The organism is Thioalkalivibrio sulfidiphilus (assembly GCF_000377945.1).
GTDB lineage: Bacteria > Pseudomonadota > Gammaproteobacteria > Ectothiorhodospirales > Ectothiorhodospiraceae > Thioalkalivibrio_A > Thioalkalivibrio_A sulfidiphilus_A.
On sequence record NZ_KB898981.1, the window covers coordinates 1 to 4,835 of the forward strand.

At 63.1% G+C, this 4,835-nt stretch carries 6 protein-coding genes and 2 pseudogenes; 5 read left to right on the forward strand and 3 right to left on the reverse strand.

The window, feature by feature from the left end; genetic code table 11:
- Nucleotides 1-270 (forward strand): ISL3 family transposase (locus tag D580_RS0114790; RefSeq protein WP_018955135.1); only part of this gene is annotated, 270 nt, incomplete at its 5' end.
- 13 nt (nucleotides 271-283) lie between these two features.
- On the opposite strand, the pseudogene D580_RS15760 reads toward D580_RS0114790, so the two are convergent.
- The 3 genes and pseudogenes from D580_RS15760 to D580_RS0114805 all read right to left on the reverse strand — a co-directional run.
- Nucleotides 284-418, reverse strand: a pseudogene (locus D580_RS15760) (transcriptional regulator); the annotation flags it as partial.
- Nucleotides 415-1,926, reverse strand: a complete 1,512-nt coding sequence (locus tag D580_RS0114800; protein WP_018955137.1) for a DUF1538 domain-containing protein — start codon at nucleotides 1,924-1,926, stop codon at nucleotides 415-417. The gene D580_RS0114800 and the pseudogene D580_RS15760, both read right to left, overlap by 4 nt.
- Before the next feature lie 40 nt (nucleotides 1,927-1,966).
- Nucleotides 1,967-2,341, reverse strand: a complete 375-nt coding sequence (locus D580_RS0114805; protein ID WP_018955138.1) for a hypothetical protein — start codon at nucleotides 2,339-2,341, stop codon at nucleotides 1,967-1,969.
- A 522-nt stretch (nucleotides 2,342-2,863) separates the two neighbouring features.
- Between D580_RS0114805 and nadC the strand changes: the two genes are divergently transcribed.
- The 4 genes and pseudogenes from nadC to D580_RS0114825 all read left to right on the forward strand — a co-directional run.
- Nucleotides 2,864-3,724 (forward strand): carboxylating nicotinate-nucleotide diphosphorylase, encoded by an 861-nt coding sequence (gene nadC, locus D580_RS0114810; RefSeq protein ID WP_018955139.1) that lies wholly within the window; start codon nucleotides 2,864-2,866, stop codon nucleotides 3,722-3,724.
- A 245-nt stretch (nucleotides 3,725-3,969) separates the two neighbouring features.
- On the forward strand, nucleotides 3,970-4,218 hold the full coding sequence (locus tag D580_RS0114815; RefSeq protein WP_018955140.1) for a type II toxin-antitoxin system CcdA family antitoxin: 249 nt from the start codon (nucleotides 3,970-3,972) through the stop codon (nucleotides 4,216-4,218).
- Nucleotides 4,218-4,517, forward strand: coding sequence for a CcdB family protein (locus D580_RS0114820; protein WP_018955141.1), 300 nt, complete (start codon nucleotides 4,218-4,220; stop codon nucleotides 4,515-4,517). The genes D580_RS0114815 and D580_RS0114820 overlap by 1 nt, the downstream gene beginning before the upstream one ends.
- Before the next feature lie 74 nt (nucleotides 4,518-4,591).
- Nucleotides 4,592-4,835 (forward strand): annotated as a pseudogene (locus D580_RS0114825) (IS5/IS1182 family transposase); the annotation flags it as partial.

Consider the following 4,835-nt stretch of genomic DNA (forward strand, 5'->3'; position numbering starts at 1 on the left):
TTCGAGCGCTGGCAAGACGCCCTCAAGTGGCAGCGGCTGGAACCCTACCGCAAGTTCGCGCGCATGATCGAACGTCATTGGGACGGCATCGCCTCTTACTGTCATCCGAACAACAAGGTTAGCCTCGGATTGGTCGAGGGGTTGAATAACAAGATCCGCGTCCTGCAACGCAGGGCCTACGGCTATCGCGACGAAGAGTATCTCAAGCTCAAGATCATCGCCGCCTTCCTGCCGCCTCTGCCTAAATATGCAGAAAATGACCCACACTAATCCGCGAAGACCCGGTCTTTTTTTCCTGGGTGCCGATGCCGCGCCCGTCCAGGATGGTGACGCCGCCGGCCCCGGCCTGCTTGGCCGAGTCGATGGCCTTCTCTTCCAGTTCCTCGGCCAGGATGGCCACCAGTACCGCGAATTTCATGTCTGTACCCCCCTCGTCCTGGCGACGAGTTCAACGAAAATAGCATAGAGCATCACCGTGACGATCGGAAAGATCGAGGCAAAGGCGATCAGACCGAAACCGTCGATGAGCACGTTGCGCCCCTCGATGTGGGTGGCCAGGCCGATGCCCAGCGCGGTGACCAGGGGCACGGTCACCTCCGAGGTGGTCACGCCGCCCAGGTCATAGGCCAGGGCGACGATGTACTTGGGCGCCAGCCAGGTGAGCAGGATCACCAGGGTGTAGCCGCCCATGATGTAGTAGTGGATGGAATCGCCCGTGATGATGCGGTGCACGCCGATGGTGATGCCGATGGCCACGCCCAGGGCCACCAACAGGCGGATCAGGTTGCCGTTGAGCTTGCCCTTGCCGGCCTCCTCGGCCTTCTGGCCGATGGCGATCAGGGCCGGCTCCGCCATGGTGGTTGCAAAGCCGATGCTGAAGGCGAACAGGTAGACGAAAACCACCTTGTCCAGGCCGATCAGCTGCTCGGCCATGCTCTGGCCGATGGGAAACAGCCCCAGCTTGAGGCCCACCACGAAGGCATACAGGCCCACGATCACCAGCACGAAGCCGGCCATCACCTTGTGGATGTGGGCGATGGGCTTGCGGATCACCAGGTACTGGAAGAACAGCACCACGGCAATGATTGGCAGCACATCCCGGAACATCACCAACAGGTCCGTGACCATGCCCAGCAGGATGCTGCCGGCGGTGGGGGAGACCGCCTCTTCGACCACAGGGTCCAGCATCGCGGACGCGGCCTCCACGGCCCCCGTCTCGCCGAAGCTGTAGACCAGGATGCCGTACACCTGCACCGAGATCATGGGCACCATTACCGCGAGCCCCACCAGGCCGAAGCCGTGGGTGAGCGCGTTGCGCCCGCGCAGGGACACCGCCAGGCCGATGCCTAGCGCGGCAATCAGGGGCACGGTGACGATGTTGGTGGTCACGCCGCCGGAATCGTAGGCGAGCCCCACGATCTCCTCCGGCGCAAAGAATGTCACTACAACCACCACGATGTAGCCGATGATCATGTACCAGTGCAGGCTGTGGCCCAGGATGATGCGCACCACGCCCAGCGCCACCACCAGGCCCACCGAGACGGCCACCAGCAGGCGGAGGGTCAGGCCGTGGATGCGCCCCTCGCTGATCAGCTCCGCCTGGCTGGCCACGGCGATCAGGGCGGGCTCCGCCACCACCGCCGAGAAGCCCAGGCAGAAGCCGAAGATCATCAGCAGGGACAGGGAGCCCTTCTTGGCAAAGTCATTGGACAGGTTCTTGCCGATGGGGAAGATGCCCATCTCCAGGCCCTGCAGGAACAGGGCCACGCCCAGCACCACCACCAGCAGGCCGAAGGTGATGGGCAGCAGGTCGTCTGGCACCTGGCGCATGATGACGAACTGAAAGAACGCCACGACCACGATGATGGGCAGCAGATTCCGGAAGGAATGCTTCAGTATCCCGAGGAATTCTCTGAGCTGGTCCAAGGCGGGCTGCGTGTCGTTGTGGTGGGCCGGTGGTTAACGTTCAATCTGCGGCGCCGGATTCCTGGGCCGTGTTCGGTCTTCCGGCCTCGATGAAACGCCGGATCTCATCCGCGCTCATGCCGCCGGTCGCGCCCAGCTTGAGGGAGAATGCCAGGCCCTGGAAGGGACGCAGCAGATGCAGCTCCTGGTTCAGGCGTCCGGCCGCGCGCTCGGCGGTGACCTCGTCCAGGGCGCACAACAGGATCTTCTCGAGCCCCCGGTAGGTGAGCCCGAAAAAGGTCGTGTGTTCCGGAAAGCCGAGACCGCGCCCGGGCAGGATGGTCACACCCTGCCCGCCCTCCTCGCGGATGATGGCCACGGCCTTTTCCTCCAGCTCATCCGCCACCACGGCAACCAGCAGCATGGCCCGGGTCATGGCGCCTCTCCCGATGCTGAACTCGATGGCACAAACCATAGCACAGGGCGGTGTCGAATCGACGCCTCTGCGCCACAACTCACCAGCCCGGGTAAAACGCATCAAAAAACGCTGTGCCTTTTGCCTCACATTTTGTATTCGTTCACTGAAGAACAATCACGGACCTTTCGAAGGCGTTTCTCTCACGGAGACACGGGGGCAAGGGGGCAACCAATAAAGAATGATCTTCCCCGTGTCTCCGTGTCCCCGTGAGAGAACGGTTTTGACATCGGACAAACCGACAAAACCCTTCCTCTCGCAGAGACGCTGGGCGGGGGGAAAGATATATCGATTTATCCCCGTGCCCCCGTGGCTCCGTGAGAGGACTGGTTTTGAATCGTACCTAAGGCCCGTCCTCTCACGGGCCACGGAGACACAGGGACCGCTCTATGAAAGCGTCTTTGCGACTGACGTGAGCAAGGAGCGTCCCCAGTCAGTCCAGCGCGTTACAATCAGTCTCCACCCGCTGAACCGGATGCCCCGATGGCCGACCACGACACCCGCCCCCCCGCCGCCCCGTCCGCGGAGCTGATCCGCGAGCAGGTCCGGCTCGCCCTGGTCGAGGACGTGGGCTCCGGCGACGTCACCGCTGCCCTGATCCCCGAGGACGCCATCGCCCACGCCTACGTACTGTGCCGGGTCCCGGCGGTGGTCTGCGGCAGCGCCTGGTTCGACGAGACATTCGCCCAGCTGGATCCCCGCGTGGTGGTGGGCTGGCACGTGGCCGAGGGCGAGCAGGTCGAGGCCGACACCCGCCTCTGCTCCCTGCGAGGCCCCGCCCGGGCCCTGCTCACCGGAGAGCGTACCGCCCTGAATTTCCTGCAATTACTCTCCGCCACTGCCACCGCCACCCGCGCCTATGTGGAGGCCGTGGCCGGTACCGGCGCCCGGATCCTGGACACCCGCAAGACCCTCCCCGGCCTGCGCGTGGCCCAGAAATACGCCGTCGCCTGCGGCGGCGGCCGCAACCACCGCCTGGGTCTCTACGACGCCGTACTCATCAAGGAAAACCACATCCACGCCGCCGGCTCCATCGCCGCCGCCGTGGAGGCCGCCCGCCGCACGGCCCCCGGCCTGATGGTGGAGGTGGAGACCGAGACCCTGGACGAGGTCGACCAGGCCCTGGCCGCCGGCGCGGACGTCATCATGCTCGACGACTTCCCCCTGGAGCGCATGCGCGAGGCGGTTGGCCGCGTGGCGGGCCGGGTGAAGCTCGAGGCCTCCGGTGGGGTCAGTCTGGACACGGTCAAGGCCATCGCCGAAACCGGGGTGGATTACATCTCGGTGGGGTCGATCACCAAGGATCTGGTGGCGGTGGACCTGTCGATGCGGTTTGAGGATTGATCGTTCAGTGGTCAGAATCGTAGGCCGGACAAAGCGCAGCGGTGTCCGGCATAAGCTGCCCGATACCGCTTGCGCTCTATCGGGCCTACGGAGCTTGCACGGTGGTCTCGTTATTCGAGGGTCGTTGTGGACACCCAGAACTTTAGTGCGTGTTTCTGGATGGCCGAAAGCGCAAGAGCCTCCATGCACATGAATCATGCATGATATAATGCATACGCTCATAAACACAGGTAGCGGAGCAGAACATGGGCATTGAGCAGCATACTTCGACCAGGACCCGCCGACCGACCAACGTCACCATCGATCCGCATCTCCTGGCCATGGCCAAGGAACTCAAGGTGAATGTCTCCCAGGCCGCGGAACAAGGGTTGGCGCGTGCCATCGCAGAGCGTCGCGCCTCCTTGTGGCTCGAGGAGAACCGTGCCGCCCTGGACAGCTCGAATGCCTTTGTCGAACAGCACGGCTTGCCGCTGGCTCGTTACCAGAGCTTTTGATGGCACGCTTTGATGTGTATGAACATCCGGAGGGCAGCGGCTATCTGCTGGACGTTCAAGCCGATCTGCTGAGCCATTTGAATACTCGAATCGTCGTCCCACTGCTGCCAGCATCCAACGCGCCCAAACCAGCCCAGACCCTCAACCCTTGTTTCCACATCGCTGACCAGGAACTGGTCATGGCCACGCAATTCATGGCGGCCGTCCCTACCAGTCTCCTGCTCGACCCTATCACCCGCCTTCAATCACACCGCGACGACATCGTCGCGGCGATCGACTTCTTGATGCAGGGATTTTGATGCCTCACCTTGCGGCCCCGAGCCACCGAAGCTAGGAGCCTGGGCGGTAGAAACCTGCAGCGTTAGAATTGGCTATGCCGACGACCTACCGCCCCTACAATCCCGATCAGCAGTTACTGTTGCCCGCGTCGCTCAAGGAGTGGCTTCCGGAGCAGCATTTGGCCTACTTCGTCTCCGATGCGGTGGACGCCTTGGATCTCACGGCGTTTCATGCCCGCTATGAAGGCGATGGCAGGCGCCGACAGCCGTTTGATCCGGCGATGATGGTGAAGGTGCTGACGTATGCCTACGCCAACGGGGTGTTTTCCTCGCGGGTGA

Excerpts from the sequence above, each read along its gene's own strand:
- D580_RS0114805 (WP_018955138.1), bottom strand. The coding sequence starts at position 2,341 with ATGACCCGGGCCATGCTGCTGGTTGCCGTGGTGGCGGATGAGCTGGAG.
- nadC (WP_018955139.1), top strand. The coding sequence starts at position 2,864 with ATGGCCGACCACGACACCCGCCCCCCCGCCGCCCCGTCCGCGGAGCTG.
- D580_RS0114815 (WP_018955140.1), top strand. The coding sequence starts at position 3,970 with ATGGGCATTGAGCAGCATACTTCGACCAGGACCCGCCGACCGACCAAC.
- D580_RS0114820 (WP_018955141.1), top strand. The coding sequence starts at position 4,218 with ATGGCACGCTTTGATGTGTATGAACATCCGGAGGGCAGCGGCTATCTG.